The 24,758-nt window shown below is 68.1% G+C and carries 26 protein-coding genes, 1 tRNA gene and 1 pseudogene; 8 read left to right on the top strand and 20 right to left on the bottom strand.

What is annotated here, in order from left to right; all coding sequences use genetic code 11:
- Positions 1-123 precede the first annotated feature (123 nt).
- Both AC5P09_RS46440 and sp36 read right to left on the bottom strand, forming a co-directional pair.
- Positions 124-591, bottom strand: coding sequence for a RidA family protein (locus AC5P09_RS46440; protein ID WP_307676353.1), 468 nt, complete (start codon positions 589-591; stop codon positions 124-126).
- Positions 588-746, bottom strand: a complete 159-nt coding sequence (gene sp36, locus AC5P09_RS46435; protein ID WP_020129281.1) for a Sp36 family protein — start codon at positions 744-746, stop codon at positions 588-590. The genes AC5P09_RS46440 and sp36 overlap by 4 nt, the downstream gene beginning before the upstream one ends.
- A 106-nt stretch (positions 747-852) precedes the next feature.
- On the opposite strand from sp36, the gene bagA reads away from it, so the two are divergent.
- Together bagA and bagB are read left to right on the top strand one after the other, a co-directional pair.
- Positions 853-1,830, top strand: a complete 978-nt coding sequence (bagA, locus tag AC5P09_RS46430) for an ATPase BagA (RefSeq protein WP_493879719.1) — start codon at positions 853-855, stop codon at positions 1,828-1,830.
- Between the two features lie 13 nt (positions 1,831-1,843).
- Positions 1,844-3,250, top strand: a complete 1,407-nt coding sequence (bagB, locus tag AC5P09_RS46425; RefSeq protein WP_493879718.1) for an ATPase BagB — start codon at positions 1,844-1,846, stop codon at positions 3,248-3,250.
- Positions 3,251-3,363: 113 nt separating this feature from the next.
- On the opposite strand, the gene wblA is transcribed toward bagB, so the two are convergent.
- A complete protein-coding gene (gene wblA / locus AC5P09_RS46420; protein ID WP_037735517.1) occupies positions 3,364-3,702 on the bottom strand; it encodes a transcriptional regulator WblA in 339 nt (112 codons plus the stop codon).
- A gap of 408 nt (positions 3,703-4,110) precedes the next feature.
- On the opposite strand from wblA, the gene AC5P09_RS46415 reads away from it, so the two are divergent.
- Positions 4,111-6,378, top strand: coding sequence for a transglycosylase domain-containing protein (locus AC5P09_RS46415; RefSeq protein ID WP_493879717.1), 2,268 nt, complete (start codon positions 4,111-4,113; stop codon positions 6,376-6,378).
- Between the two features lie 118 nt (positions 6,379-6,496).
- Here the strand turns inward: AC5P09_RS46415 and AC5P09_RS46410 are convergent, their stop codons facing one another.
- Complete coding sequence (locus AC5P09_RS46410; RefSeq protein WP_493879716.1) at positions 6,497-6,961, bottom strand: GatB/YqeY domain-containing protein; 465 nt, start codon at positions 6,959-6,961, stop codon at positions 6,497-6,499.
- A 94-nt stretch (positions 6,962-7,055) separates the two neighbouring features.
- Between AC5P09_RS46410 and AC5P09_RS46405 the strand changes: the two genes are divergently transcribed.
- The 3 genes from AC5P09_RS46405 (at position 7,056) to AC5P09_RS46395 (ending at position 9,063) form a co-directional block, all read left to right on the top strand.
- Complete coding sequence (locus tag AC5P09_RS46405) at positions 7,056-7,982, top strand: metallophosphoesterase (protein ID WP_493879715.1); 927 nt, start codon at positions 7,056-7,058, stop codon at positions 7,980-7,982.
- 187 nt (positions 7,983-8,169) lie between these two features.
- A complete protein-coding gene (locus AC5P09_RS46400) occupies positions 8,170-8,955 on the top strand; it encodes a Pr6Pr family membrane protein (protein WP_493879714.1) in 786 nt (261 codons plus the stop codon).
- A 34-nt stretch (positions 8,956-8,989) separates the two neighbouring features.
- Positions 8,990-9,063: transfer RNA gene (locus AC5P09_RS46395), tRNA-Pro, on the top strand.
- An 82-nt stretch (positions 9,064-9,145) separates the two neighbouring features.
- On the opposite strand, the gene AC5P09_RS46390 is transcribed toward AC5P09_RS46395, so the two are convergent.
- The 14 genes and pseudogenes from AC5P09_RS46390 to AC5P09_RS46325 all read right to left on the bottom strand — a co-directional run bounded on the left by AC5P09_RS46390 (position 9,146) and on the right by AC5P09_RS46325 (position 20,135).
- Positions 9,146-10,351, bottom strand: coding sequence for a site-specific integrase (locus tag AC5P09_RS46390; protein WP_493879713.1), 1,206 nt, complete (start codon positions 10,349-10,351; stop codon positions 9,146-9,148).
- 75 nt (positions 10,352-10,426) lie between these two features.
- Complete coding sequence (locus AC5P09_RS46385) at positions 10,427-10,636, bottom strand: helix-turn-helix domain-containing protein (protein ID WP_401029485.1); 210 nt, start codon at positions 10,634-10,636, stop codon at positions 10,427-10,429.
- A 226-nt stretch (positions 10,637-10,862) separates the two neighbouring features.
- Complete coding sequence (locus AC5P09_RS46380) at positions 10,863-12,029, bottom strand: DUF3631 domain-containing protein (RefSeq protein WP_493879712.1); 1,167 nt, start codon at positions 12,027-12,029, stop codon at positions 10,863-10,865.
- Positions 12,026-12,172, bottom strand: a complete 147-nt coding sequence (locus tag AC5P09_RS46375; RefSeq protein WP_493879711.1) for a hypothetical protein — start codon at positions 12,170-12,172, stop codon at positions 12,026-12,028. Before AC5P09_RS46375 ends, AC5P09_RS46380 begins: the two co-directional genes overlap by 4 nt.
- Before the next feature lie 206 nt (positions 12,173-12,378).
- Entirely contained in the window at positions 12,379-13,269 is an 891-nt protein-coding gene (locus AC5P09_RS46370; protein WP_493879710.1) for a bifunctional DNA primase/polymerase, read from the bottom strand.
- A 160-nt stretch (positions 13,270-13,429) separates the two neighbouring features.
- The gene (locus AC5P09_RS46365; protein ID WP_493879709.1) at positions 13,430-13,939 is read right to left on the bottom strand and encodes a hypothetical protein; all 510 of its coding nucleotides are present in this window, start codon (positions 13,937-13,939) and stop codon (positions 13,430-13,432) included.
- A 12-nt stretch (positions 13,940-13,951) separates the two neighbouring features.
- Positions 13,952-14,746, bottom strand: a complete 795-nt coding sequence (locus AC5P09_RS46360) for a deazapurine DNA modification protein DpdA family protein (RefSeq protein WP_493879708.1) — start codon at positions 14,744-14,746, stop codon at positions 13,952-13,954.
- A gap of 11 nt (positions 14,747-14,757) precedes the next feature.
- Positions 14,758-15,222: a hypothetical protein gene (locus tag AC5P09_RS46355; RefSeq protein ID WP_493879707.1), complete on the bottom strand. Its 465-nt coding sequence runs from the start codon at positions 15,220-15,222 to the stop codon at positions 14,758-14,760.
- A 15-nt stretch (positions 15,223-15,237) separates the two neighbouring features.
- Positions 15,238-15,423: a hypothetical protein gene (locus AC5P09_RS46350; RefSeq protein WP_493879706.1), complete on the bottom strand. Its 186-nt coding sequence runs from the start codon at positions 15,421-15,423 to the stop codon at positions 15,238-15,240.
- 154 nt (positions 15,424-15,577) lie between these two features.
- On the bottom strand, positions 15,578-15,829 hold the full coding sequence (locus tag AC5P09_RS46345; protein WP_493879705.1) for a hypothetical protein: 252 nt from the start codon (positions 15,827-15,829) through the stop codon (positions 15,578-15,580).
- Positions 15,830-15,970: 141 nt separating this feature from the next.
- On the bottom strand, positions 15,971-18,208 hold the full coding sequence (locus AC5P09_RS46340; protein ID WP_493879704.1) for a cell division protein FtsK: 2,238 nt from the start codon (positions 18,206-18,208) through the stop codon (positions 15,971-15,973).
- 257 nt (positions 18,209-18,465) lie between these two features.
- Positions 18,466-18,847: pseudogene (locus AC5P09_RS46335) on the bottom strand (RRQRL motif-containing zinc-binding protein).
- Positions 18,847-19,848 (bottom strand): DUF2637 domain-containing protein, encoded by a 1,002-nt coding sequence (locus AC5P09_RS46330; protein WP_493879703.1) that lies wholly within the window; start codon positions 19,846-19,848, stop codon positions 18,847-18,849. The pseudogene AC5P09_RS46335 and the gene AC5P09_RS46330 overlap by 1 nt, the downstream one beginning before the upstream one ends.
- Positions 19,845-20,135: a hypothetical protein gene (locus tag AC5P09_RS46325; RefSeq protein ID WP_493879702.1), complete on the bottom strand. Its 291-nt coding sequence runs from the start codon at positions 20,133-20,135 to the stop codon at positions 19,845-19,847. Before AC5P09_RS46325 ends, AC5P09_RS46330 begins: the two co-directional genes overlap by 4 nt.
- 467 nt (positions 20,136-20,602) lie before the next feature.
- On the opposite strand from AC5P09_RS46325, the gene AC5P09_RS46320 reads away from it, so the two are divergent.
- Both AC5P09_RS46320 and AC5P09_RS46315 read left to right on the top strand, forming a co-directional pair.
- Positions 20,603-20,974: a GntR family transcriptional regulator gene (locus AC5P09_RS46320; protein ID WP_493879701.1), complete on the top strand. Its 372-nt coding sequence runs from the start codon at positions 20,603-20,605 to the stop codon at positions 20,972-20,974.
- A 158-nt stretch (positions 20,975-21,132) separates the two neighbouring features.
- Positions 21,133-22,380: an NsdA family TPR-like regulatory protein gene (locus tag AC5P09_RS46315; protein WP_493879700.1), complete on the top strand. Its 1,248-nt coding sequence runs from the start codon at positions 21,133-21,135 to the stop codon at positions 22,378-22,380.
- A gap of 62 nt (positions 22,381-22,442) precedes the next feature.
- Here AC5P09_RS46315 and AC5P09_RS46310 read toward each other — a convergent pair whose 3' ends face one another.
- Both AC5P09_RS46310 and AC5P09_RS46305 read right to left on the bottom strand, forming a co-directional pair.
- On the bottom strand, positions 22,443-23,618 hold the full coding sequence (locus tag AC5P09_RS46310; RefSeq protein WP_493879699.1) for a helix-turn-helix domain-containing protein: 1,176 nt from the start codon (positions 23,616-23,618) through the stop codon (positions 22,443-22,445).
- Positions 23,584-24,216: a hypothetical protein gene (locus tag AC5P09_RS46305; RefSeq protein ID WP_266518745.1), complete on the bottom strand. Its 633-nt coding sequence runs from the start codon at positions 24,214-24,216 to the stop codon at positions 23,584-23,586. Before AC5P09_RS46305 ends, AC5P09_RS46310 begins: the two co-directional genes overlap by 35 nt.
- Positions 24,217-24,758 lie beyond the last annotated feature (542 nt).

Below are 24,758 nucleotides of genomic sequence, written 5' to 3'. Positions count from 1 at the left end.
ACGCGGCCCCGACCCCCCACCCAACGCAAGGCGCTACGCGCACCCCCACCCCACCCGCACAGGCCGCCGCAGGCATCCGCAGGCATCCGCACAGAGCAGCCGCACAGAGCAGCCGCAGCCGCCCTACGCCCCCGTCAGCTCCACCTGAACCTCAACCTCCACCGGCGCGTCCAGCGGCAGCACCGCCACCCCCACCGCGCTCCGCGCATGCACGCCCTTGTCGCCCAGCACCTCACCCAGCAGCTCACTCGCGCCGTTGATGACGCCGGGCTGACCGGTGAAGTCGGACGCGGACGCCACGAAACCGACCACCTTCACCACGCGCGCCACCCGGTCGAGGTCGCCCGCGACGGACTTCACGGCGGCCAGGGCGTTCAACGCGCAGATGCGCGCCAGCTCCTTGGCCTCCTCGGCCGTGACCTCCGCACCCACCTTGCCGGTGACCGGAAGCTTGCCCTCCACCATCGGCAGCTGGCCGGAGGTGTAGACGTACACACCGGACTGCACAGCCGGCTGGTACGCGGCGAGCGGCGGAACGACTTCCGGGAGCGTCAGCCCCAGCTCCGCCAGCCGCGCCTCGACCGAGCTCACGCCTTGGCCCGCTTCAGGTAGGCCACGAGCTGCTCGGGGTTGTTCGGCCCGGGCACGACCTGGACGAGCTCCCAGCCGTCCTCGCCCCAGGTGTCCAGAATCTGCTTCGTGGCGTGGACGAGCAGAGGCACGGTTGCGTATTCCCACTTGGTCATGCGGCCGACTTTAGCCGCTGCGGCACACCGGCCGGACGGCCGACCTCGCCGAGGTTATCCACAGCCTCCCGCTTAGTCCGCGCACGGACTGGTTACGCTCGAATACGTGAGCAGGCTCCAGGTCGTCAGCGGCAAGGGCGGGACCGGAAAGACAACGGTCGCCGCCGCCCTCGCGCTGGCCCTCGCGACCGAGGGGAAGCGGACGCTTCTCGTCGAGGTCGAGGGCCGGCAGGGCATCGCGCAGCTCTTCGAAACGGAGACGCTGCCTTATGAGGAGCGAAAGATCGCCGTCGCTCCAGGGGGCGGGGAGGTGTACGCCCTCGCCATCGACCCCGAACTGGCCCTTCTGGACTACCTCCAGATGTTCTACAAACTGGGCAGCGCCGGCCGGGCCCTGAAAAAGCTCGGCGCGATCGACTTCGCCACCACGGTCGCGCCCGGCCTCAGGGACGTACTCCTGACCGGAAAGGCGTGCGAGGCGGTGCGGCGGAAGGACAAGAGCGGGCGGTTCGCATACGACTACGTCATCATGGACGCGCCGCCCACCGGCCGCATCACCCGCTTCCTGAACGTCAACGACGAGGTGGCGGGCCTCGCGAAGATCGGCCCGATACACAATCAGGCGCAGGCCGTGATGCGGGTGCTGAAGTCTCCGGAGACGTCGGTCCACCTCGTGACGCTCCTTGAGGAGATGCCCGTCCAGGAGACCGCGGACGGAATCGCCGAGCTGCGGTCGGCGCGGCTGCCGGTGGGGCGGATCATCGTCAACATGGTGCGGCCCGAGGTGTTGGACGCGGCCGAACTGGAACTCGTACGAACCGTGCCGCGTACGGCCGTGGCGCAGTCGCTGTCCGCGGCAGGGCTCGGCGGGGCGCGGCGCGGCGGGCATGCCGAGCGGCTGGTGGACCCGCTGCTGGCGCAGGCCGGGGAGTACGGCGAGCGGTACGCGTTGGAGCACGAACAGCGCGCCGCCCTGGGCGAACTGGATCTGCCGCTGCACGAACTGCCGCTGCTCGCCGAGGGAATGGACCTTGCGGGCCTGTACGAACTCGCCGCAGAGCTGCGGGAACAGGGGATGTCATGAGTTGGGGGATGTCATGAGCAAGGATCCGGCCCTCGCCAAGGAGGGCACCCGTCACGGCCTGTCCCCCGCGCGCGTACTCGAACTCGACCCCCTGCTCGACGATCCGAAGACCCGCATCGTCGTGTGCTGCGGCTCGGGAGGCGTCGGCAAGACGACCACCGCGGCGGCCCTCGGGCTGCGTGCCGCCGAGCGCGGCCGGAAGGTCGTGGTGCTCACCATCGACCCGGCCCGCCGGCTCGCCCAGTCGATGGGCATCGACTCGCTCGACAACACCCCGCGCCGCGTGAAGGGCGTCGAGGGTGACGGCGAACTGCACGCGATGATGCTGGACATGAAGCGCACGTTCGACGAGATCGTCGAGGCGCACGCGGACGGGGACCGGGCCTCGGCGATCCTGAACAACCCCTTCTACCAGTCGCTTTCGGCGGGCTTCGCGGGCACGCAGGAGTACATGGCGATGGAGAAGCTGGGACAGCTCCGCGCCAGGGACGAGTGGGACCTGATCGTCGTCGACACGCCGCCGTCCCGCTCCGCGCTCGACTTCCTGGACGCGCCGAAGCGGCTCGGGTCGTTCCTCGACGGCAAGCTGATCCGGGTCCTGCTGGCGCCGGCGAAGGTCGGCGGCCGCGCGGGGATGAAGTTCCTGAACGTCGGTATGTCGATGATGACCGGTGCCCTGGGCAAGCTGCTCGGCGGCCAGCTCCTGAAGGACGTACAGACGTTCGTGGCGGCGATGGACTCGATGTTCGGCGGCTTCCGCACGCGCGCCGACGCGACGTACAAGCTGCTCCAGGCGCCCGGGACGGCGTTCCTGGTGGTCGCGGCCCCGGAGCGGGACGCGCTGCGGGAGGCCGCGTACTTCGTGGAGCGGCTGGCGGCCGAGGACATGCCGCTCGCCGGTCTGGTGCTCAACCGGGTCCACGGCAGCGGCGCCGACCGGCTGTCGGCCGAGCGGGCGCTCGCCGCCGCGGAAAATCTTGAAGAGCCCCGCATTGTGGATCAGGGGGACGGGAAAGCTGGTCTTCGTAACTCTCCCGACATGTACGGCAGTTCAGAGTCTCCCGCCGCGGAATCTCCCGCTTCCGAACCTCCCGCCTCCGCACCACCGGCTCCTGACGAAGGCTCCCCCGCCGCCACACAGGACACGGAACGCAGGCAGGATCCCAGGCAGGTCAGTGAGCAGGAGATGTCCGTAGAACAACTCACCGCAGGCCTGCTGAGGCTGCACGCCGAGCGCATGCGGCTGCTCTCCCGCGAGCAGCGCACGCGTGACCGCTTCACCGCGCTCCACCCCGAGGTGGCCGTGGCCGAAGTGGCCGCGCTGCCCGGTGATGTGCACGACCTCGCGGGGCTGCGGGACATCGGAAACCGGCTCGCGGCGGCTCACCCGGAGCTGCCCGAGCCCGATGCCGGCGTCTGAGACACCACAGTCCAAGACACCACAGACACCACAGTCCACGACACGACTGTGAGAGACACCACTGTCCGGGACACCACTGTCCAAGACGCCAATGGCCGCTGAGGGGCGTGCCCTCAGCTCACCGCCGCGTAGTTCTCGTACACCTCGTCGTCGTCGAGGGGCAGGATGCCGACCCCCCGCTCGTATTCCGTACGCGCGGTCTCAAGGAGCCGGCGCCATGAAGTGACAGTCGGCCGCCTCCGCAGCAGTGCGCGGCGCTCCCGCTCCGTCATCCCTCCCCACACGCCGAACTCGACGCGGTTGTCGAGCGCGTCGGCGAGGCACTCCGTGCGCACCGGACATCCGGTGCACACCGCCTTGGCCCTGTTCTGCGCTGCTCCTTGAACGAACAGTTCATCTGGATCGGTAGTGCGGCAGGCCGCCTGCGCACTCCAGTCGGTTACCCAGCCCATACCGGCGCCGTCCTCTCCCGAATCGAGGCTCCCCCACGGCGGCAGCGGCATATTCACCGCCGCCAGTTGAGGACGTTACGGAAGGTGGGCACAGCGCAACACCCCCTTCGGGCCCAATCTTGAATGGCCCGAACGGACTATGGGTAAGCGGCAGATCACCCGGGGGAGTGAGCCCGCGACATACGTGACTGTTCCGGCAAACCGGGACAGTTGCATTGCGTCACAACGGGCATCAGATGACACACGAGGCGGATTCGGACACGCCCCCGTGAAAAAAATCGGGGAACTTCCGGAACGATTCGGGGTCGCCGGACGTATTGATACGTAGCCCTACAGCTGTGACAGTTGAGAGCAGCTTAGGCCAAGGCCTGTACGCGTGTCCGGCGAATGAGAACGTAGGCTGCTCCCATGCCAAAAAAGCGCTCGGGCGGTGGTCTGACCTCCACACAGCAGGCCGCCAAGTTCCTCGGTGTCAGTGTGCTCGCGGGAGCCGTGATGGCCGGCATCGCGCTGCCCGCGGCCGGTGCACTGGGTCTCGCGGCCAAGGGGTCGGTGGAGAGCTTCGACGAGCTCCCGGCCAATCTGAAGACGCCGCCGCTGAGCCAGCGCACCACCATCCTCGATGCGGACGGCGGCCAGCTCGCCACCGTCTACTCGCGTGACCGCACGGTGGTCGGCCTCAAGAACGTCTCGCCGTACATGCAGAAGGCGATCGTCGCGATCGAGGACTCGCGCTTCTACCAGCACGGCGCGATCGACCTGAAGGGCGTCCTGCGCGCCCTCAACAAGAACGCGCAGAGCGGCGGGGTCTCGGAGGGTGCGTCCACGCTCACCCAGCAGTACGTGAAGAACGTCTTCGTGGAGGAGGCCGGCGACGACCCGACCAAGGTCGCGCAGGCCACCCAGCAGACCCTCGGCCGCAAGATCAAGGAGCTGAAGTTCGCGATCCAGGTCGAAGAGGAACTCGGCAAGAAGAAGATCCTCGAGAACTACCTGAACATCACGTTCTTCGGCCAGCAGGCCTACGGCGTCGAGGCCGCGGCCCAGCGGTACTTCTCGAAGTCCGCCAAGAACCTCAACCTCCAGGAGTCGGCCCTCCTCGCCGGCATCGTCCAGTCGCCCAGCCGGTACGACCCGGTCAACGACGAGACGGAGGCCACCAAGCGCCGCAACACCGTGCTGCAGCGCATGGCCGAGGTCGGCGACGTCTCCCAGGCGGAGGCCGCCAAGGCGATGAAGCAGCCGCTGGGCCTGAAGGTCAGCAAGCCCAACAACGGCTGCATCACGGCCGTCCAGGGCGCCAGCTTCTTCTGCAAGTACGTGGAGCGGGTCTTCCTCAGCGACCCGGTCTTCGGCAAGTCCCGCGAGGAGCGGGCGAAGACCTGGAACCAGGGCGGCCTGACGATCCGTACGACCCTCGACCCGCAGGCGCAGAACTCGGTCGAGGAGTCGCTCAAGGACCACGTCAACAAGAGCGACAAGGTCGCCGCGGCGACCACCCTGGTCGAGCCCGGCACCGGCAAGATCGTCGGGATGGGCCAGTCGAAGCCGTACGGCTACGGCAAGAACGAGACCGAGTACAACTACTCGGTCGACGCGGCCTACGGCGGCTCCAACTTCGGCTTCCCGACCGGTTCGACGTTCAAGCCGTTCGTGGCGGCGGCCGCCCTGGAGGAGGGCCGCCCGGCGACGCAGGAGTACTCGTCGCCGTACGAGATGGACTACCCGAGCCCGGTCCAGACGTGCGACAGCAGTCCGTGGACCAACAGGCGCGGCGAGAAGCTGGAGAACGAGACCGAGTCGGAGGTCGGCCCGTACCGGCTGAAGGAGGCCATGGCGAAGTCGGTCAACACCTACTTCGTGCAGATGATCTCCGACATCGGCCTGTGCCCCGTGGTCAACGTGACCGACAAGCTGCACGTCCGGCAGGGCAACGGCGACAAGATCCCCGAGACGCCCGCGATCGCCCTCGGCTCGATCGGCCTCTCCCCGCTGACAATGGCGAGCGCGTACGCCGCCTTCGCCTCCCGCGGCATGTACTGCACCCCGGTCGCCATCGAGTCGATCACGCAGAAGGTCGGCGACGAGCGGAAGTCGCTGGAGGTGCCGAAGTCCACGTGCTCGCGGGCGATGAGCGAGAAGACCGCGGACACGGTCAACACGCTCCTGCGCGGCGTGGTCGACTCCGGTACGGGCCAGCAGGCCGGCCTCACCGACCGCGAGAGCGCCGGTAAGACGGGTACGACGGACGAGCGGAAGAACGCCTGGTTCGTCGGCTACACGCCGAACATGTCGGGCGCCGTCTGGGTCGGCAGCGCCACCCAGAAAGTCGAGATGAAGAACATCACGATCGGCGGCGTGTACCACCCGCTCGTCTACGGCGGCCAGGTCCCGGGACCGATCTGGAAGGACGCCATGGCCGGCGCCCTCGAGGGCAAGTCCACGGAGTCCTTCAACCTCGTCAACATCCCGAACCCCGACGAGGACCGTGGCGACGGCGACGGAAACGGGAATGGCAACGGGAACGGGAACGGGAACGGCAACAACGACGGGGACAACGGCGACGAAGGAGCCACCGACGGCGGCACGGGCGGCGACACCTTCCCGTCGCCCACCTTCTCCATCCCGGAGGGCTTCTTCCAGGGCAACGGGAACGGGAACGGCGGCCGCGACTGACGCGGTGAGCTGAGATGGGCGCGGCCCCTTTCTCCCGTACGGATTCATCTCGTACGGGGAGGAAGGGGCCGTTCTTGCTCGTGATGCTGGTGACGCTGGTGATGTGGGCCGGAGTCGGTCAGCCCGCCAGGAGCTTCTTGACCGCGGCGGCGACGCGGCCGCCCTCGGCCTGACCGGCCACCTTCGGGTTGACGATCTTCATGACGGCGCCCATGGCCCGCGGCCCCTCGGCGCCGGCCGCCTTCGCCTCCTGGACGGCCTGGGCGACGATGTCGTTCAGCTCCTCGTCGCTGAGCTGCTGGGGCAGGTACGCGGCGAGCACCTCGCCCTCCGCCTTCTCCCGCTCGGCCGACTCGGCACGACCACCCTGCGCGAACGCCTCCGCGGCCTCCCGGCGCTTCTTCGCCTCGCGGGTGATCACCTTCTGTACTTCGTCGTCGGAGAGCTCGCGCTTGGTCTTGCCCGCGACCTCCTCCTTGGTGATCGCGGCGAGCGTCAGCCGGAGCGTCGAGGAGCGGAGCTCGTCGCGCCCCTTGATCGCGGCGTTGAGGTCTTCCTGCAGCTTCGACTTGAGCGTGGTCATGAGTTTGATTGTCGCAGGTACCGCGCCCCCGCTGCCCGTTCATTTAAGGGGCAGCGGGGCAAGGAGCACTCGCGAGGTCTGACACGATGGGCGTATGCGCTCGCGATACGGAGTACCCCTGGGAATCATGGCGGCCGGCACCGCCGGTCTGGTGTACGCGGCGGGCTTCGAGGCCCGCTCCTTCCGCCTGCGACGGGTGACCGTCCCCGTCCTCCCCTCCGGGATGCGCCCGCTGCGCGTGCTCCAGGTCTCCGACATCCACATGGTCGGCGGCCAGCGCAAGAAGCAGCGCTGGCTGCGCTCGCTGGCCGGGCTGCGCCCCGACTTCGTGATCAACACCGGGGACAACCTCTCCGACCCGGAGGGCGTGCCCGAGGTGCTGGACGCGCTCGGCCCGCTGATGGAGTTCCCGGGCGCGTACGTCTTCGGCTCCAACGACTACTACGGCCCCACACTCCGCAACCCCGCCCGGTACCTGTTCGAGAAGGCCCAGGGCCGCCACGGCCTGAACGGCAACGCGCCTGTCGTCAACGCGGTCCACAACCCGTGGGAGGACCTGCGGGACGGCTTCGACGGCGCGGGCTGGCTGAACCTCACGAACACCAGGGGCACGCTGAAGATCGAGGGCGTGTCAGTGGAGCTGACGGGCCTGGACGACCCGCACATCAAGCGGGACCGCTACGCGCAGGTCACCGGCGGCCCGTCGGGCGGCGCCGACTTCTCGATGGGCGTGGTGCACGCGCCGTACCTCCGCGTACTGGACTCCTTCACGGCCGACAACTACCCCCTGGTCCTGGCCGGCCACACCCACGGGGGCCAGCTCTGCCTTCCCTTCTACGGCGCCTTCGTCACCAACTGCGACCTGGACACGGACCGCGTGAAGGGCCTGTCCACGCACACGGCGGAGGGGCGTACGGCGTACCTCCACGTCTCGGCGGGCTGCGGCACGAGCCGCTACACGCCGGTACGGTTCGCGTGCCCGCCGGAGGTTACGTTGCTGACGCTGGTGGGGCGGGAGTAGCTCCGCCGGTGCTGGGGGCGAGGTCGGTGAGCCGTGGTTGACGAGCGTCGGTGGGCCGGGGTGACGAGGTCGGTGGGCCGGGGTTGACCATGTCGGCGGGTCGGGGTCAATGACTTCGGCGGGCCGGAGTTAACCCACCCGGCCCGCCCGCATCGCCCCTTTTGTCGCCCCTGCTTAGCGTGAGGGCATGACCGCCCCGATACCCAGGGACATGCCGGACCTGCCCGCCATCCCAGGCATGCCAGCGCTGCTGCCCTCCCCCGTCCCCGCCACGGCGGTGGTGGCCCCCGTACGCCGCCCCCTGACCGCCGCCTACCGGCTGCTGGTCGCCCTGGCGGCGACCGCGGCCGTGACGATCGACCTGCTCCTCGGCAGCCCGGTCCGGATCCTGAGCTACTTCTCGATCCAGAGCACCATCCTGCTGGCGCCGGTCATGGTGTTCTCGGCCCGCCGGGCGTGGGCGGCCCGCCGCCCCCTGCCGTCCGCCCTGACAGGCGCGGTCCTGCTCTACGTCACGATCACGGGCCTGGTGTACCACCTGCTGCTGGCCAACGAGTCGAGCCCGTTCTCCATGACGGCCGAGGCAGTCACCCCCACGGGCTGGCACGCGATCACCAACCAGGTCCTACACACGGTGATCCCCGCCGCGGCCCTCCTGGACTGGCTCTTCCTGACACCCCGCGGCCGCCTCCACCTGCGCCAGGCCGCCCCATGGCTCCTCTACCCCCTGGCCTACCTGACCTTCTCGCTGACCCGCGGCGAACTGCTCCCCCCAGGCACCCCGGACCGCTACCTCTACCCGTTCCTGGACGTCGGCCTCCACGGCTACAAGAGCATCCTGGCCAACGCCCTCCTCCTCGGCCTCTCCTTCTACGCCCTCGCCGTCCTCCTCATCGCCCTCGACCACGCCCGCCCGAACCCCGTCCGCCACCGCACGAAAACCGGATTTCGTCTCCAGCCACCGGTGGGCTAAAGTAAACGACGTCGCCGCGACTAGCAGCGACGATCGGGGTGTAGCGCAGCTTGGCAGCGCGCTTCGTTCGGGACGAAGAGGTCGTGGGTTCAAATCCCGCCACCCCGACGCTGGTCAAAGGCTAGGTACGAACTTTCGTACCTAGCCTTTGTCATGCTCGGGGGCCAAACAGGGGGCCAAACGAATTTGATCAGGCCACCGCGTTGCCCTCTTCCTGGCCCTCCGCGTCCTCCCCTTCCTGATCTTCGGCGAAGATGTCATCCATCGCTTCGGCACCCTGCGTGATCACGGGCCGGAGCTGCTTGCGGTAGACCGCCTCTGTCGTCGCCTGACCGCTGTGACCGACCAAGAGCGCGATCCGCTCCAGAGGGATGCCGTGGTCGGAGAGCAGGGATACGAAGCTGTGCCGGAGCTCCCGTGGCGTCCACTCAGGCTTCAGCCCGGCCTTCTTCACGATGGCCTTGAAGTCTCGCCGGACGTTGGCCGCGTCAAGCGGCTCGCCGCTCCGAGTCGTGAAGACACGGCCGGTCGGGCTCCACTCCATCCCTCTCGATGCCCGCTCCTGCTTCTGCCATCGCATGTGCTCTTCGAGGACGTCGACCACCTGCTTCGGCAGAGCGATGGTCCGGCGGCTCTTCCTGGTCTTGGTCTCACCGTGCTTGCGCACCGAACGCCACACCGCCACGTGCGGCGGGGTGCCGTCCTTCGTCTCCAGGAAGACGTGGTCCCAGGTGAGAGGTCGCGCCTCTTCCGTGCGAACACCGCCGAGGAGCGAGAGCACGAGGTAGGCGTACAGCCGTGACGGGCGCGCGGCAATAAGCACGGCTTTCGCCTGCTCCAAGTTCAGCGCCTTGCTCGGTCGGCCGGGGCGCCCCTCCGGTGCGGTGACGAGTAGGGCGACGTTCCGCGCGGCCTTGTCCCTGCGCTGAGCGTGCGCGATGGAGCGGCGCAGGATGGCGAGCAGGTTACGCAGGCTTCGCGTCGCGAGGAATTCGGCCCTGTCGTCCAACCAGTCGTCGACGTCGTCCGCGCTGAGTTCCTTCAGCTTGGCCTTGCCGATGAACGGGATCAGGTGCTTGTTCGCCATCGAGCGGTTCTTGCCAATGGTGCCCTTCTCGTCGCGCCCCTTCAGCCCGCGCTCCAACCAGTCGTTCACCGCGTCGGCCACGGTGTAGTTGGCCGGCGCTTTGACGCCGGTCTGCATCTCCTTCTTCAAGTCGCGGATCTTCTGGCGTACTTCGGTCTTCGTCTTGCCGTACACCTTCGGCCGACGGCGCTTGCCGTTCGGGGCGTACCCCAGGGAGACGGCTCCCACAAAGCTTTTCTTGACGGGGTCCCAATAGATCGTGTCTGCGCCGTGGCCAGCCCTTTGGGCGCGCTTCGGGGTCTCGCTCATTTTCTGTTGTGCCTCCATAGGACAGGGCCGCGCCCTGGTGGGCGCGGCCCTGTGGAACTGGGGTGATGGGGGGGGTCAGGCGGTGGCCTCTGCCTCGCGCTTGAGGAGTTCGACGTACTGAGCGATGTACTCCGGCGGCACGAGTCGGCGACGGCCAATGCGGACGGTCTGAAGTCGTCCGAGGCGTATCTCCTCGTAGACCATCGAGCGTCCGATCCTGAGAGCCTTGGCCGCCTCTTCCGGGCGGTAGAGGAGCTGTTCGGCGGGTTCAGCAACCGTGCTCATGTGGCGGTGCCTCCTCGGCAGGGTTCCGGGGGCGGTGGCCCCCTTCCTGTCAGGTCCGCTACTTCCGCTACCTCCGCTACCGCCCTGGTCAGGGGCGTGATCCAGGTAGCGGATAGGGGTGGCGGTAGCGGATGGAGCCGCTACCGGCCCCGGGTTCGTGGTCGCGGGGCGGGTAGCGGATGGGGTTTTGCGGTAGCGGATGCGGAACGCACATCCGCTACCGATTTCAGGGCTCTGACCTGCCCGGTAGCGGAGGTAGCGGAAGTAGCGCACTTTCCGCGGGGGGTGGGCAGTAGCGCTGCCACGCGTCGTGCAGATCGCTCGCGTAGTAGCCCTTCATGACGCTCCCGCCGGCCTTGATGTTGCGGGCCGCAATGGGGGTGTTGTCCGCGGTCATGTACTCCCGCAGCATCCGCGACAGCCCACGTGCATCGAGCGGCTTGCCGCTCATGTCCGCCCACGGCGCCTCTTCGAGGCTGTGCAGCCTGTCGAGGATGGCGACGGTGGGCAGGCGGTCGATGCCGTTGAACACGTAGTCGCGCAGATCGGTGAGCAAGCGAATGCCGAGGCTGCCCTTGTCGCTGGTCTTGGCCGCGTTCACCAGCTCGATGCACGCGGCGCGGGCGCGCTCGGGCCACGCCCCGCCCGCCGCGTCCGCGATGGCGAGCAGGGGTTCCCACACGTCCGCGGGCCGGTCGCTGATGCCCTCCGGGAGCTCCGGGAACACCCCGTCGACCAGTTGGCGCACGGACTGTGCCCAGGCAGCAAGCCGGTCGCGCAGCTCGTGCCCTTCCTTCTCGTGGATGCGCTGCCGGAACGGCTCCACCCGCTCATTGGGCGCGCGTCGGCGCATGCGGACGATGATCGAACGGGTCAGGATCGTGTCCGGTAGCGAGCCGAGACCGGCGACCGCGACTCCGCAGAATGACGGGAACTCCTGTACCTGCTGGTTGGAGCCGTCGCCCACGCAGCGCCACATGACACCCGAACGGCGATGGCCGGCGTTCAGGAAGCCGCGGAGCTGTTCGTTCTCTCCGGCCTTGGGTCCGAAGACCGTGTCAATCTCGTCGAACAGGATCGTGGGCCGTCCCTCCATCCCGGACACCGCGCGGAAGAGCGCAGAGGCGGAGGCGTTGACCGCGACCATCGGTTGCGGCACGAGGGTTTCCACGATCTCCAGGGCACGGGACTTGCCCGACCCCGGCTCCGGCGAGAGGAACGCGAGCCGCGGTGTGGAGTCGAAGCAGTCGAGCAGGTGCGCGTGTGCGTCCCACAGCGTCACGGCGACGTACGCGGCATCGAGGGGGAAGATGTTGAAGCGTCGGTGGAAGGCTTCCACCTCATCGAGCAGTTCGGATCCGTCCATGGCAGGTGCCGGCGGATTGGTGCTCATGCCGCCTGCCTCCCTTCCTGGTTGGTGCGGAGCGGGCATGCGTCGCGGTGGGCGCTGTGGTCGTCGATCAGGGCGAGCACCTTCGTGTGACCGACGGTGCTGCGGTCCCTGCCGCACAGGCACTTCGAGGTGGCGGTAGGCACGGCGCCGCGCGGTGCACAGATGCACAGCCACGCAATCGGGTACCGGCCGTCGCTCCTGTGCGGGTCAGGACGAAGGGCAGTTCGGACGCCCTTGCGGGCGGCGCCTTTCGGCTCGCCAACGGCCGGACCGGGCGCGGCTTGTGCGGCGGCGCGCGGACCGGTCGGGGTAGCGGGAAGGCTCTTCAGTGCGGGGCGGGGCGGGGTGCTCATGCCGCCCTCCGCTGACTGTTGCGGGCAATCGACCAGTTCAGACCGCTGCGAATGGTCGCCTCACAGGACCGCGGAGCAAGACCGGCCTGCTCCCCCGCCCACTGAAGAGCCTCCTCAACCTGCTCCCTGGGGAGGTCGCCCCACGCGATGAACCGCCCCAGGGCTCGCGCCGCCCGGAGCAAGGTGGCGTTGCGCTCGCCCTCAGGGGCCTGCCGTACGGACGCGGTTTCCGCGTTCAGACCCGCTGCGGCGTAGCTGGACGCCCGGACGGACGACGGTGCAGCCATCAGTGCCCGCGAAGTCTGACGGCCCGTCAGGCGGACGCACAGCCAATCCGGCAGGGGTGCGGGCGGCATGTCGTTGACGACCGCGTAGGCGCCTGTGGGCGTGAGGCTGCCGGGGGCGACCACGTAGCCACCCCAAGCGCGGGTGTCGATGCGCTTACCCAGCCGTCCCGCCGTGTTGCCGAGCCGGATGCCGGGCGGGGCGGTGAAGTACAGGTGGACTCCGCCGCTCGCGGTCCGCACCGTGCGTGTGGTGGGGACGGCGTGCCCGGCGCGCTCGCAGAGCGCTGTGAAGGTCGTCACGCCGTTAGGCGTGTCCGTACTGCTCTTCCGCTTGGGCATGTCGAGGTCGACGACGACCAGCCCGGACGGGCCGGTAGCGATGCCGACGTTGAACGGCAGGTCGCCCCACGCGCGGCGGATGCGGTCCGGGTCGATGGTGGCGCGCTCTTCCCACTTGCGGTGACCGCCCGCGCAGTCCCCGATGCCGGGACAGACGTCTTCACCGTGCAGGGCGGGACGCTTGTCGCCGGGACGGAGCGGGAGCACCGCCCATCCCCGCTCGGCAGCGTCCAGTGCGGCGTACAGGAGGTGACGGTTCATGCCGTCACCCCTGACGTGTTCGAAGGGGTGGCATGGGCCGGACGGCCCTCGCCGAATGACGCTCGTTGGGTCATGCTGGATGTCTCCTGCTCTCTCGGAGGGACTGGAGAACCGGGGCGGGCGCAGGCTTGTGGTGAGACGGCGCCCGCCCCGGGCGTAGCTAGTGGTTCTTGGCCCAGTGGGCGTATTCCTGGCGGACGTAGCCGCGCGGGTCGGCGGCCGTGGCCGGGTGCTCCGGCCAGTACGGAGCGCCGTGGTAGTCGCCCTCACCGTCCCGGTCGTGCGCAATGAGCCGACGGGCCGCTTCCGAGGCCACCTCGGCCGCGTCGCCGGGCGTTCCGTCCTCTTCCTCGCACAGCGCGATGCGGTCCAGCAGAGCGGCCTTGCGGAGCCAGTACTCCCGGCCGAGGCCCTTACCGAACGGCTTGTCGGCGGCCGTCTGAGCAGTCCATCCGATCTCGCGGACGATGCTCGGGGCGAGCGCGTACGCCTCTTCCGCCGTGGGCCACGGCCCGGGCTCGGGCCGGTGGTCAGCGGTGACGTACAGGCGGGTGCGCTCGCCATCGCGGGTGGGGTAGGTGCGTACGGGGCCGGTGGCGAACGCGTCGCTGATTGTGGTGGTGAGGCGGTTGGTATCGGCCGGGTCGCAGATGATGCGGATCTCAAACATGGCTTCCTTTCGTCAGGCTGCGTCGAGGAAGGGCTGTTGCCAGGGCGGGAGGCTGGCCAGTACGCGGGTACGCCAGCGCATGGCGTAGTCAATGCAGTTGGCACAGTTCTTGTGAGTGTGGCCGGGTAGCGGAGGTCTGCGGCGGGCGTGATAGCTCCACGCGGCGGAATCGGCCGATGCGAGCAGGTGGCCGACCCGTTCCAGGCCGAGAATCTTGAAGCCAAAGCCGTGCAGCTTCAGCCCGCGTGTGGCCATCGCGGTCACTATCGCCGCTCCCTCGCGGGTGGACTGCAGGCGGCAGACTGAGCCGAGCCCGACCGTGGGTTCGCGGCTCAGGTCGACCCCGGCTTGCTCGTACAGTTCCGCGCACCATTCGTAGTCCGCGACCGTCCGCCCCTGAAGGACGGGGGCTATGCGCAACTCGGGTGCGAGGGAGCGCAGTTCGAGGAAGTTGGCGACGGTGCGGCGTATGTGCTCCGGCACGCTGAGGTGGGTGCCGACGAAGACGTTCGGTCCGGCCGTGCCGCCGTGGATGATGAGGTCTTCGCACATCCAATCCTGCGGGGCAGCCCAGTCATAAGGTCCGACGCACTCCCAGATGCGGCGCAGATCATCGATGTACTGACGCGGGGTGCGCGTCCATCGGCCGTGGCGCTGGAGCTCCGAGAATCCGCCGGAGTCCACCGCGTACGGGCCGCGCGCCGGGTCCAGCTTGACCGCGTTCACGAAGTGCTCGGACTTCAAGAACAGCGGCACGCTGGTCAAGCGGACCCAGTGGCGTTTGTGGGTGGTCAGGTAGAAGCGCAAGCCGTGCCCCCTCAGCCGCCGAAGTGGTTGCGCTTGAACACGGCCTTGCGGATGTTGAAGGTGTTGCCGCCGCGGTGGCCGCTCGCGCTGAGGACCTGTACGGCGACCCAGCCGCCGAAGATGACGGCGGCGAGGGTGATGAGTTGCGTGATGAGTGCTGTCAGCGCGGTGATGAACGCGGTGAGCAGGAACAGGCCGCCACAGATGGCGCCGAACCCGATGCCCCCGAGGGCGATGTTCACCGCCGCGCGGGAGACGGGCGGCTTGGCCGCGGCGGGTTCGGGCTTGGCGGGTTCGATGGCGTAGCCGGTGACGACGCGGCCGTCCGGCAGGACGACGCTCGTCACCGCCGGGATCGCGCCCGGCTGCACCGGTACGACCGGCGCCGACGGCACCGGGGCGAGCGGAGTGGGCCGGTGGACTTCCACGGTCGCCTCGCGACGGCCGGGTACAAGGGACTTGGCAGGTTCGTTCATGGTTGGGTCTCCTGTTCAGCCGAGGTCGCTGAGGGCGTTGGCGCATGCCTGGACGAGGTTGTGGATGGGCTCGTAGGCGCCGGTGCCGGCGGCGAAGAACCCGAACAGGACGGTGGCGGCGCCGCCACCGGCGGACTTGGTCTTGACGGCGAGGGCGGAGGCGGCGCCGAAGAGCAGCACGGCGGAGATGTTGAGGATCACGGCAGGGAACTCGCTTTCGGGCGAGGTGGATGGGTGGATACGCTCTGCTCGCCCCGGGTGCTGGCAAGTTCGGGGCGTTGACCGGCGACCGCGCCCACCTGGCCGCTGCGTGTTGCGGGGTCCGTCTGATGACGGGCGGTCGCCGGTCGCCTGCTCAAGAAGCGCCTGCGCGGTAGATGCGGGCCCAGCGGTTGTAGAGCCAGCGGCCGATGCGTATGCGCTTGCCGGTGGCCTTGCAGCGGCGGCAGTCCTTGCCGCGCTTCTGGCGGCCCTTGCGGTCGGTCTTCATCTGGAAGCCCCAGCCGTTGCACTTGCGGCAGTTGCCGAACGGCGAGGCAGCACACACAGCGACGTAACACAGAGTTACGCCAAGGATCAGGGTGATAGCGAGCAGGGCAGGGGTCATGACGGGCCCTTCCAGGCGGGTTTCGGAGGTTTCCGCAGGTGGGCTGCTATCCGCTAGCGGCCTGATCAGAGCGGGTTTGGGGCGCTAGCGGGGCCGCTAACGTTAGCGGGGTGTGCCGCTAGCGCTAGCGGCCCCGGACGCTCAGCCCGCGTCCCGCTTTCCGTCACGCTCCGCAATCGCGGCGACGATGTGGGAGCGGTCGATGCCGCGCCGGTTGACGACCTTGCCCTTGATGCGGCGGCCCACCTGGATGGTGGCCACGCCGTGCGGCTTCAGGGCCGCGGCCAAGCCCTCGGGGTCCCAGCCGTCGTAGACCTCCTCGCGCAGTTCGGCGAGCCGGGCGACGACGGTCTCGGACCACACCTTGGGCTCATCGGCCGGCACGACGGCGAGGATGTCGCGCAGCAGGTCATACGCGCTGGTGACCGGCTCGGGTGCCTCCCCGAGCGCGTGCCCGGACAGGGTGCCTGCTTCCTCACGCAGGCGGCGGGCACGGGCACCGACGGCCTCGGCGCCGCGGCCGTCGATGTAGATGGAGCGCACGATCCGGGCATCCGAGCCTTCACCGACGAAATAGTGAATGCCCTTGTCGCCCCAGGCGAACATGGTCGCCCGCACGCCCCGCTTGTAGGCGGAGGTACCGAGCACCATGTCGTTCTCCAACTGGCCCATGACCTTCAGGCACCAGCGAGCCGACGCGTTCGCGCTGATTCCGGTAGGCAGCGCCTTGGCGTCCGGGCGCTGCGTGGCGAGCAGCAGCACGATGCCGGTGGCCGGACCGCGCTTGACCAGGTCGGTGGCGATCTCCTCGAACTCCTTGGCGTGCTCGGGGTGCTCGAACAGCACCTGGCACTCATCCACCCCGATCACGATCGGGTGCAGCCCCAGGGAGCGCTTGTCGGCAAGTGCGCTGGTCACCTTCGACTCCGGGCAGACATCCCGCGGAAGCGAGCGGATCACCTTGGTACGGCGCCGCAGTTCCTCGCGCAGCGCCCGGAAGTCGTTCAGGCAGTAGGTGACGGACTCGTCGTCGTCGCCCGCCGCATGGCGGTGGGAGACGGCGTCGCCGACCGGGTCCAGGTCGCCGGTGCCCTTCATGTCGTAGGTGTGCAGCTCCGCCCGCGGGTCCAGCGCGGCGATGAGCAGCAGCAGACGGAGCAGGAAGGTCTTGCCCATGCGCGGGATGGCGCCGATGACGCCCGCGATGTACATGAGCGTCGCTTCGACCCAGCGTCCGCGCTGGTCGGTGCCGTAGGCGACCGGCTTGAACAGGTCCACCGAACCCGCCTTGAACAGCGGCCACTTGGGCTGTTTGGCGCGGGACATGTCCTGATCGCCGACCCACAGCACGAGGTGCCCGGTGTGCTCGTCCGGCACCGCTTCGGGCCACACGCAACCGAGGGGGCGGCGCAGGCCGGAGGCGAGCCGGTCGCGGCGCTCGATGACGTCGGTGACGGTGACGCCGTAGGGGAGGTTGCCCTCCGCCCGCCAGCCGGGACCGTCGCGGGTGATCGGGGCGGTGAACTCGAACCCGTCCCGCCCCTTGGCCTGCGCCTGGTTGATGGCCGGGATACCCAGCGCACCGAGCGCCCGCAGCACAATGTCCGAGGTGAGCTTGACCGCCTTCGGCAGTTCCACCGCGCGGTGGATGACCGGAGCATCCGCGCGGTTGCCGGCATACCCGAGCGCCATCACGACCGTACCCACCGACACCGCCTGAAGCCAGTCGGGGGCCAGCACGTACATAGCGAGCGCGGCGCCCAGTCCGACGAACATCGCCAGCACCGTCACCAGGGTGCGCAGTCGGACCCGTCCGTCGCGCTGCCGCGACAACTTCAGGTACTCCGCAGCGTCCTCGCGGCGGACCGCGGCGAGTCGGACCGGCTCACCCTCGCCGTCGGCCACCCACCGCAGGGTGCCGCCCACGAACCGGGCCGCACCGGTCGGCGCCTGCAAGGCGAGCCGGGCGGCGTACACCGGGGCACGCAGCGCGTGATAGCCGACCGAGTGCGCGTAGTGGCGGGCAACCCACGCGGTGGCGGTCCGCAGCTCCGCCACCGACCGCAGCCACACGGGAACGACCGCCCGGCGCTGCGCACCGAGCAGCCGACCGAGGTAGCCCGGACCGGTCGCGGTCGGGGTCGGCTGGTCGACCATCACACGCGCGGTCGGGTCGGCCGACTCGCTACCCGACCGACTCACGCCGGAGTCGGCCGACGGGTCCAAGTCGGGTCGGGCCGTCGGGTCGGCCGACTCGATACGGGCCGACCGTGCCTTGTCGAGGTCGACTACCTCGCCCCCGGAGTCGGGGCGGGAGTCGGTGGCCATTTCGGCTTCGAGTCGGTTGAAGAGTTCGTTGTCGTCGTCGGGGTGCTTCACTGAAGGTTCCTTCCAATGGGAGGCAGGGCGGGGTCCGGCCGTCGCTGTAGGAGGTGGGCGGACGGACCCCGCGCGGGTGGTGCTACCGGGGGGCGGCATGGGGGAATCTGAGTTCAGGACGCGGCCGTGCAATTGGTGCGGCCGGCCGGTGCAGCAGCCAGAAAGCCGCTGGCGCAGGCGGCGTTTTTGCAGCAAGGCACACCGCCGCAGGAGCCGAATCCTGGAGGCTGTCTGGGACTTCCTGGACATCTTCTGAATCACGCAGCGCGCTGTTCCTCGGGGTAGGCGCAGGGCACGCACATGCCGAGCGAGGTGGGGATGACGTATCCCGCGTCGGTGCGACAGGACGGGCAGGTGCGGCGGGCACGCATCGCTTTTGGCGAGCGCGGCCCGCTTGCCGGGCGTCATGGGCCGCACGGGCTTGGCGCGGTCAACGCGGTAGAGGTAGGCGACCAGCGGGCCGCGCCGGTAGCGCGGGCGCAGCACCTGAGCCGCGACCGGCTGACCACCCGGACGTAAGCCGCGGGCGCGTAATTGGCGGCGAGTGGCGAGCCCATCAGGGGCGTAGCGCCACGGGTAGGTGGGGATGCCGTGGCGTGCGCCGGTCGGGTCGTAGCACTTGCCGAATGCCGCAGGCATCAGGCGGCCTCAGCCTCGGACTCGTCGCCCTCCGCGTCGTCCACGGCGTGCAGCTGGCGGGCGTCGGCGCGCTCGCCCTTCAGGGTGTCGCGCAGCGTGCGGGCGTTGGCCTGCGAGACGTGCACCGCCGTGCGGATGCGGTCCGCGGTCAGCTCCGCATCGTTCCATTCCGCGGTGGCCGTGCGCGCTTCCGTCAGCAGCTCCTCGAAGGTGCGCTGTGCCTTCGCCTTCGCCTTTGCCTTGGGGGCGGTCTGTCGGCGGGGGCGCGGCTTGGGGTCGGCCGCGGGCGCCGGCGGCTTTGCCGGGGCCGGGGCGGGGGTGGTCTCTTCGATGGCGGGGGTGAGGTCGCCCATGCGCAGCATCACGCGCTCGCGCCGCGGGGTCTTCGTACGCCACCTGCGGCCGTACTGTTCGCGCAGGTCCGCGCGAGCCAACTGCCATTCCTTCTCCCGCGCCAGCGCCTCGGAGTAGGAGGTGACCTCCCACAGCGTCATGCGGCGCCACAGCGCGAAGGTGGACGGGAAGGCGAGCAGCCAGCGGGAGAACCGGATCTTCTCCATGCGGCGACCAGTGGCCGCGCCGATGCGCACGGCGTAGATGTGCGCGCCGATCTCGGAAAAGACCACCCACAGCAGCGGCATGGTGCCGTGCGCGACCTTGGCCGACAGGGAGTGGCCGGCCGCGATGTTCAGCCCGCATGTGATGAGCGTGAGCACCCAGGGCACGAACCGCACCCACGCGAGCGCCATGTCCATCCGGATCAACAGCAGGTTGGCGACGGTGAACACCGGAATGGCCACGTCGATCCCGACCGGCAGCATCCACGGCGAGTGGAAGCCCCAGCGGGCCGCGGCGGCCGACACGGCGTCGAAGGAAGAGATCAGACCCAGCGCGCCGACGCCAGCCGCGGCGAGCGCTCCAATTCCGGCGAGCCCCATCTCCGGCTTCGTCAGCGGCGGCACCCCGGACGCAGGCGCCTCGGGAGCGGGCTTGGTGGTCATGCCGCCACCCCCTTGCGTGCTGCGCGGCGGCGCCGGGCGGGGCGGGTCAGGGGGATGACGTCGAACAGGTCCGGGTTCTCCTCGATGACCTGAGCGGCGATGCGGATCAGGTCGTCGGGAAGGTCGGGGTTGTCGGCGAGGATGTCACGTGCCGCGTCCTCGCGGGCCGCGCGTTCCTCGTCCGTCTCGCCCTCGACCCCGAGCCACAGCTCAACCGGGGTGCCGAGCGCCAGCTCCGCGAAGTCGGCGGCAGAGATGGCCTGTTGGCGGCCGATGTACGTACGCATGACAGCTCCTGAAGTGGGAGGGACGCGGAGCCGGAGAGCCGCAGGCGTTTGGTGAGACGGCGACTGCTCCGGAAGAACCCGAGCCGCAGTGCGGCAGGGGAAAGTGCCCCGACCGGGAGTCGAACCCTGTCTACGACCATCGGGGCGGTAGTGCCTGTCTCCTTCATCGCGACCGCGCTCCCGTATCAGGTAGAGCTGTCCGGCCTCGAAGTAGGCGTATGGAGACGTGACCTTTCGGTCTAAGCCCTCCGGTTAATGCCAAGGCGCCGGGTCGCCTCCCCCCGTCCGATGCGGGGCTCCTGGTCGTGCGGTCTTGCAGGTCAAGCACTTACGGAGACAGCCCGGCGAGGCCCTTCCAGGTCCTCCGTGCTGACATGTAACAGCATGTACTAGCACGTGCCACGACGCAAGAGTGCCGCGAAGATTCGTGCTAGGTCGTACTAGGGGTGGGTACGCTCGATGGCGTGATGAGCGCTGAAATCTCGAAAGACGACCCGAGACCGGAGTCCGAGCAGGCGGCCGACATCCTTCGGCAAGAAATCCTGCGTGGCGACATTAAGCCGGGGGCCCATGTGGGGTCCGTGCGAGACTTGGCTACGCGCTTCAAGATCTCGGGAATGACAGTGCAACGCGCCCTCACGATCCTCCGCGAGGACGGGCTCATCCTGACCACGTCGCGCGGCAGCTACGCCCGTGACCCCGAGCAGGCCACCGAAGCCGGCGCGGGCGTCGACCTTCCCGAAGTCCTGCGTCAGCTCGAACATCTCACCTCCCAAGTCTCGGAACTCCGCGGCAGGCTCGAAGCGCTCGAAAACCGCTCCGTGCCGGGTGGTGCGTGATCTACAACCAGCATGCGCAGAACGGGAGTTGAGAGGTAAGTGACAGCCTGGGGACGGCAAGCCGTGGGAGGGGACATGTTCGGTGACACCCGCCTGTCACCTTCCCTGTCCCCCCGTCTCGCGCGCGAGACTCGGAGCAGGCACTCGGAGGAGGGCGCATGACCGACAACAGGCCCGCATGGGCGCGGCGCATCGCGGCTGAGCGGATGGCGCGCGACTGGTCGCAGCGTGACGCAGTCAGGGCCCTGCGGGCGCACGCTCCCACGGAGCTGCCCGCAGAAGAGAGCATGATTCGGCAGTGGAAGCGCTGGGAGTCCGGCCAGGCACCGAACGACTTTTACCAACCGATCATCGCGGCCACGTTTGGCACCGTGACACACGCGCTCTTCCCGGCGCCCTCACGGCGGGACGGAGACAAGGAGATCTTGGCAGCGTCCGGCATGGAGACACTGGAGATCGTGAGCCGTCTCAACCGGTCCGACGTCGACAACGCCACGCTTGACGCTCTGCGGATCACGACGGACCGACTCGCCTCGGAGTACCCGTTCATGCCGAGCGAGCAACTTCTCATCGAGGGGCGGCAGTGGCTTCGCCGTGTCGTCGAGCTTCACACGAAAAGCCTCACGCTCGCGCAACACCGCGAGGTTCTCGCGCTGTCCGGCTGGCTCGCACTACTGGTCGGATGCGTCGAGTACGACACGGGCGACCGCCACGCGGCCGAGTCGACGCGACAGGCTGCGCTCTCGCTCGCGACCGAGGCTGGCCATGCGGAGGTTGCCGGGTGGGCGCACGAGATGCGGGCATGGTTCGCCCTCACGACCGGCGACTACCGCGGCGTCATCGCGGCGGCGCGGGCCGGAGCCGAGACGGCGGCTGACCACGGCGTGGCCGTACAGCTCGCTGCCCAGGAAGCCAAGGCATGGGCGCGGCTCGGAGACCGCCGGCAAGTCGAGGTCACCTTGGACAAGGGGCGGCGAATGCTCGAAGGAATGCCGCACCCCGAGAACCTGGACAACCACTTCGTGGTGGACCCCGCCAAGTTCGACTTCTACGCGATGGACTGCTACCGCCTGGTCGGAGAGGACAAGCTCGCGCGGACGCTCGCCGAAGAGGTGCTGAGGGTAGGAACGGACTTCGACGGCACCGACCGCTCGCCGATGCGCAACGCTGAAGCTCGCGTCACGCTGGGCGTCACGGCGGCCCGTGAGGGCGATTTGGAGCAGGCACTCATCATGGGGGAGCGGGCCCTCGAAGGGGACCGACAGTCGGTGCCGTCGCTCATCATGACCAGCCGCGAACTTGCTGCCGAAATGAGGCGCCGGTACAGCTCCGAACCGGCGGCACAGAACTACCTCTCTCGACTTCACTCGCTCGCCGCACAAAGGCCAGGCTTCATGCCTCGCTAGTTTCTGGAGCGTTCCGCTATCGAAGAAACCAAGGGGCCCGCTCTGTGAGCGGGCCCCTTGGTTTATAAGGCTTTAAGGCGTGCAACACGCTGACGTCGCTCACCTAGACTAATGACGTTGGCCTCTTTTCTCGGAGCCGAGCTAGCGGCACTTTCGGGGGCAAGCGACCTCATTAGGACAGGGTGAATACCCAAGTCCTCGGATGCTTGAAGAACAGCGGGTGGCTCGCCGTAGCGGCGAGCCAACATCGCTCTCATCAAAGATGGCTGCTCAGGATGGACAACAACAGGCTCGTTGGTGCGCCACCCCCGGGCACCAATCTGCTTGTATAGGCTTTCTCTGCGCTCACTGTCAACATATCCAAGGTCGTACGCCCGCTGAATTAGCGCCTGGATGGAAATACCCCAACGCTTCTTCAGCGCAGCGAAATCCCGAAGCATTAGAGGGCCGGAGAATGCCTCATCAGCGCGCGCACGAGGAAGCAAGAGGGCCCCGGCGAACCGATGAGCCTCCACCTCCGCCTCCTTAGGAGAAAGCTGAGCTCTCCTTGCCGGATGCAACACCAGGTGACCAAGCTCATGAGCGACCGTGAATCTCTGTCGATCGCCACTGCCAGCCGAGAAGTAGCTGATTAGCGAAGGTTCTGCCTGACCCCGCCAACAAGAGACCCCAGAGTGCCCTACAACGATATCTTCCCCGTGCCCCTGAGCGTCGACAAGCACAAGAGGTACGATCGGAATTCCAGCTCGCTCACAGGAACGGATAACGTGGCCAAGAACACCATCTTGCGCAATGCCCAACGCATCTCGTGTCGCAGAGGCAAGTTCCTCAATTGTGTCAGGGGAAATCTCCCCTTCTGGCCTCGGCAGAGTTGTCCTGCGGACCCGCGTCTCCGTAAGGAGACGCGCCGCAACCCGATAAGCTTCTCGAACAGTTGCCTCAACACGACCTACCTCACGAACTGATGCACTTGCCTTCTTGCGGAATAGAAGGGTGTCAGTCGGCAGGTCAGTTGGGTCGACATCGAAGAATGAGCGTGGTGTTCCAGTTGCCTCAGCGATCCGCCCCAATAGGTCCTCCGTGACACCCTTGGTGCCCTTCTGGATCTGCGAGATCATCGGCTGGGACACGCCTGCGGCCTGAGCCAGCTCCCCCTGGGTCAACCCCATGAGGAGCCGGAGCGTCCTGATCCGCTCCGCAGGATCATGCACCACTTCCTTCACCCTCTTCGCGCTCATCTTCGTCGAACTCGAAGGGCAGCACAATGCCCTTGTCATCCGGCACGAACTCCCAGTCCGTGAACGCTTCAGTCTCACGTGGCAGCTCGAAATCGAGGTCGAACTTCGGCGGCCGACCGGGCTTCCATTCCCCGATCGGACGCACGATGCGCACAGAGATCTCCCCGCCCTCTTCGCGGGGCGACAGCCAAACGGCCAGGAGGTTGCTCGCTTCAACGCCGAACAGGTCAACCGCTCGATTGTAGTAGTAGCTGATGCGAGCCTTGTTGCGCCCCGGGGCAGGGATCAGGTCGTAGGGCGTTGCATGCAGGATGCGCAGAGTGAGCATCCCGTTGCGCAGGTGGAGCCGCCCGCTGGAGCCATTGATCGGCTCCCACCCACCGAGATGCTTCCGATCACCATGGAGACGCTCCACGTACCGACGCGCATGATCCCGAGCGAGGTCGGTCCGCCCCTTCGAGTAGCCGTCTCCCACCATGCCGTGCTTGTCGAAGTGCGCGTGCGCGGCGGTGTAGCCATCGTCAAGCGCAGCGTAGAGAGGTTCAGAGAGGCCCTCAGTTGCGGCCGTGATGAATGACGCGTCTTCAGGTGTAAGCATAGCGGTTATTTTATAACTGCGGATCACACACCTGCAACGACCTTGAGCGGTGTGGCCTGGGGAAGTTGGCGGAGAGGCGCAGGCCCCACTCTCAGCGAGGCAAGGCCACACAGCGTCTGATCGCAGGAGTTCCTTGTCCGCACGGGCACCCGATCGCACTACCGGCGCGCCGCACGACATCCCGATCGATACTGGAAGTACGTGCCGGCATGCAGAGGCGCAACAGGGAGGGTCTATGCCCACCAGCCTGCACGAGTTCGAGGACGACACCGGGTTCGAGAGGCTCACCGCTCTGCGCAACCAACCCGGTACCTCCCGCACAGGCAGGCCCCGCGGCCCCGTCTAGTACACGATCGCCCACACCAGTTCCGGAGCTCCTTGGACTGCCGCCTTCACGATGGAGGTGGCACCCGATTAGCTCGCGGCCCCCGGTCGATCGAAGCCGAAGACCGATTACGGTACAGCCCCTAGTGTCTTGTGATCCTGTTCGTGGAACCTGAGGCTCCTGTGATCGTTGAGTCTGGTATGGATCTCTCCTCTGA

The organism is Streptomyces sp. a15, from assembly GCF_059026085.1.
The sequence above is the reverse complement of the archived record's forward strand: the minus strand, read 5'-3'. Positions and strand labels throughout refer to the sequence as shown.

What these genes read in the sequence shown, in the direction of transcription:
- AC5P09_RS46400 (WP_493879714.1), top strand. Translation starts at nt 8,170, where the DNA reads ATGACCGCCCCGATACCCAGGGACATGCCGGACCTGCCCGCCATCCCA.
- AC5P09_RS46390 (WP_493879713.1), bottom strand. Translation starts at nt 10,351, where the DNA reads ATGAGCGAGACCCCGAAGCGCGCCCAAAGGGCTGGCCACGGCGCAGAC.
- AC5P09_RS46405 (WP_493879715.1), top strand. Translation starts at nt 7,056, where the DNA reads ATGCGCTCGCGATACGGAGTACCCCTGGGAATCATGGCGGCCGGCACC.
- AC5P09_RS46330 (WP_493879703.1), bottom strand. Translation starts at nt 19,848, where the DNA reads ATGACCACCAAGCCCGCTCCCGAGGCGCCTGCGTCCGGGGTGCCGCCG.
- AC5P09_RS46320 (WP_493879701.1), top strand. Translation starts at nt 20,603, where the DNA reads ATGAGCGCTGAAATCTCGAAAGACGACCCGAGACCGGAGTCCGAGCAG.
- AC5P09_RS46385 (WP_401029485.1), bottom strand. Translation starts at nt 10,636, where the DNA reads ATGAGCACGGTTGCTGAACCCGCCGAACAGCTCCTCTACCGCCCGGAA.
- AC5P09_RS46410 (WP_493879716.1), bottom strand. Translation starts at nt 6,961, where the DNA reads ATGACCACGCTCAAGTCGAAGCTGCAGGAAGACCTCAACGCCGCGATC.
- AC5P09_RS46355 (WP_493879707.1), bottom strand. Translation starts at nt 15,222, where the DNA reads ATGAACGAACCTGCCAAGTCCCTTGTACCCGGCCGTCGCGAGGCGACC.
- AC5P09_RS46310 (WP_493879699.1), bottom strand. Translation starts at nt 23,618, where the DNA reads ATGAGCGCGAAGAGGGTGAAGGAAGTGGTGCATGATCCTGCGGAGCGG.
- wblA (WP_037735517.1), bottom strand. Translation starts at nt 3,702, where the DNA reads ATGGGCTGGGTAACCGACTGGAGTGCGCAGGCGGCCTGCCGCACTACC.
- AC5P09_RS46315 (WP_493879700.1), top strand. Translation starts at nt 21,133, where the DNA reads ATGACCGACAACAGGCCCGCATGGGCGCGGCGCATCGCGGCTGAGCGG.
- AC5P09_RS46370 (WP_493879710.1), bottom strand. Translation starts at nt 13,269, where the DNA reads ATGAACCGTCACCTCCTGTACGCCGCACTGGACGCTGCCGAGCGGGGA.
- AC5P09_RS46415 (WP_493879717.1), top strand. Translation starts at nt 4,111, where the DNA reads ATGCCAAAAAAGCGCTCGGGCGGTGGTCTGACCTCCACACAGCAGGCC.
- AC5P09_RS46380 (WP_493879712.1), bottom strand. Translation starts at nt 12,029, where the DNA reads ATGAGCACCAATCCGCCGGCACCTGCCATGGACGGATCCGAACTGCTC.
- AC5P09_RS46325 (WP_493879702.1), bottom strand. Translation starts at nt 20,135, where the DNA reads ATGCGTACGTACATCGGCCGCCAACAGGCCATCTCTGCCGCCGACTTC.
- AC5P09_RS46365 (WP_493879709.1), bottom strand. Translation starts at nt 13,939, where the DNA reads ATGTTTGAGATCCGCATCATCTGCGACCCGGCCGATACCAACCGCCTC.
- sp36 (WP_020129281.1), bottom strand. Translation starts at nt 746, where the DNA reads ATGACCAAGTGGGAATACGCAACCGTGCCTCTGCTCGTCCACGCCACG.
- AC5P09_RS46345 (WP_493879705.1), bottom strand. Translation starts at nt 15,829, where the DNA reads ATGACCCCTGCCCTGCTCGCTATCACCCTGATCCTTGGCGTAACTCTG.
- AC5P09_RS46305 (WP_266518745.1), bottom strand. Translation starts at nt 24,216, where the DNA reads ATGCTTACACCTGAAGACGCGTCATTCATCACGGCCGCAACTGAGGGC.
- bagB (WP_493879718.1), top strand. Translation starts at nt 1,844, where the DNA reads ATGAGCAAGGATCCGGCCCTCGCCAAGGAGGGCACCCGTCACGGCCTG.